Source organism: Photobacterium sp. SKA34, assembly GCF_000153325.1.
Lineage (GTDB): Bacteria > Pseudomonadota > Gammaproteobacteria > Enterobacterales > Vibrionaceae > Photobacterium.
Map to the genome: position 1 here is coordinate 1,360,204 of NZ_CH724141.1, position 2,317 is coordinate 1,362,520.

Here is a 2,317-nt window from a genome sequence, read left to right on the forward strand (position 1 = left end):
ACATCCAGCGATTTCCTGTCCAAATATACGTAACATCACCAACCCAAACTTCCTTTGGGGCGGTAACAGCAAACTGTCGGCCCAAGTGATTTGGAACCTCAACATGTTCTTGAGAAGCCTTTCTGTATCGATGCTTTGGCTGTTGGCAACTGACTAAACCAAGCTCTCTCATGAGTTTTGTTGCTCGATATCGGCTCAGTTTTAAACCCTGATTTGTGACTATATCTGCAATAGTCCTCGCTCCCGCAGAGGCGTTGCTTGCTGCGTGGGCCTCACTAACTAAGCTGCGAAGTTTGACTGTTTCCGCCCTAATCGCTGTTGGACGCTTTAGCCAATAGTTATAACTACTTCGATGAACATTGAAGACTTCGCATAATGTTTTTACGCTATAGCTCTGCTTGAGTTTCTTGATCATCAAGAATTGTTCAGTGAGTCCGACATCAACAGAGCCGTGGCTTTTTTTAATATTTCATTGTGCTCTTCAAGACGAGCTAACTTCTTTTTTAATTCCCGAATTTCTATTTGCTCAGGGGTCATAGGCGAAGCTTTTGGCGTTTTGCCTTGTCGTTCTTGTTTAAGCTGACGAACCCATTTATCCATCGTGGATTTACCCACATTCATGGCTTGGGCGGCTTCTGCCACTGAGTAATTTTGATCAATCACTAACTGTGCAGCCTCGAGCTTGAATTCTGCGCTGAATAGTCGTCTTGTACGATTTGTCATAGTGTCACCTGTTAACGTATGAAGTGATGATATCACCTCTAACTAAGTGACCAAATTCACTATGCCACTACAACACGACTTTTTCATAGTAAGCTCTTCCCTGTATTTTTGAAATTTAAAATGCCCAACTTACGCCCATAGAAACTAACTGATGATCTGTATGCCCTATATCATCATTTCCCATTGATTCCGTGCGTTGATATTCCAACTTAGTACTAAATCGTGAATTTATATAATAACGAATACCTGCGCCATATACCGGTGAAAAACCTGTAGCATTACCTTCTCTTAAGCCTCTACTTTTACCTGACCATGCAGCAACACCTGCATTCAAAAATGGATAGAAATCATTTAAATAAGTGCCAATAATTCCTTTTACAGCTAATTGTTGAAAGTTACCTTTAATATTTCCTAATGGATATGATGCTTGCCCTTCATCAAAATATTGGTAAGCAACTTCAGTTGATAAGTAACGATTAAATTGATAACCAACATGCGTGCCAAACGCCCAATGATCTTGCTCAACAGATAAAGCATGTTCATCTCCAGCGTTCTTATAACTTCCTTTACCTAAATCTAGTCCTGCATACCAACTATTTGAAATGTTATTGGTATCAGCAAATGCAGTAGGCACTAATAAAATTAAAGAAGATATGAGTATGGCGCTATATATTTTCAAGTTATTCATAATAATCCTTTTAATTTATGAACAAATATAACTTTCAGCAAGAAAGTACTACACACGCGTATAAAAACAAGTTGCATATTAGTGATATGACCATGTCAATATCTCTTAATAGAAGCAATCTCAAACTTATGGAAATAATATGGGAATAACTATTTATTCAATAAAAATTCACTTTTAACCTATTCTTCATTAACAAATGAATAATAAATGAAGTTACATTTCGATTCATTTTATTTAACCCCTGGGAAACATTTTGTTAATGTTTTTATAGTGTAGGCATACAAAGTAAAATTGTACATTTTAGTATGGGAAATTAGGCATATTTTTAAAAAATAATAAAGTTCACACACCAATCAGCCACATGAAAAATAACTTACAAATAACATTTTAAATTTATTTTTTATGTTATAACGTAACAATTAACAAACATTAAAATAAATTTTACATTTTAATTATTTGTTAATAAACAATCTAAAATACAGCCCTGAATTAGAAATAACACATAACAACACATTGTTATTTATAATAAAAAATCACAAACACAATAATCTATATATCAATAAATCATCATAATACAGACTCCCCCCATAATAAAATGCAGAATATTGCCCCCAACAAATAAGCAACTACGCACATAATAATTAACTTACTAATTAATACGCCACCTATTTATACAGTTGCTGTTTTAAAAATAAGTATCACATACAAACAAGTTGGAACAATGTAATAAAAATGATAACAAACACAATGCGAGCATACTTATCTATTTTTAACTCTCACAACAAATCATCCAAGGTTTCTAATATGCAAACAGAGTAATAGTGTATATCTATAAAGTGATATTCCTCACAATAGAGAAAATGATGCACAATAACACTTTTTTGCTTGTGAACCGATATATTCATA

General features: G+C 34.1%; 1 protein-coding gene and 1 pseudogene. Both read right to left on the bottom strand.

Going from position 1 to position 2,317, the window contains the following annotated elements; genetic code table 11:
- Positions 1 to 723 (bottom strand): annotated as a pseudogene (locus SKA34_RS22875) (IS3 family transposase); the annotation flags it as partial.
- Between the two features lie 115 nt (positions 724 to 838).
- Positions 839 to 1,411: an outer membrane beta-barrel protein gene (locus tag SKA34_RS07320; RefSeq protein ID WP_006644869.1), complete on the bottom strand. Its 573-nt coding sequence runs from the start codon at positions 1,409 to 1,411 to the stop codon at positions 839 to 841.
- Between the last annotated feature and the right edge of the window lie 906 nt (positions 1,412 to 2,317).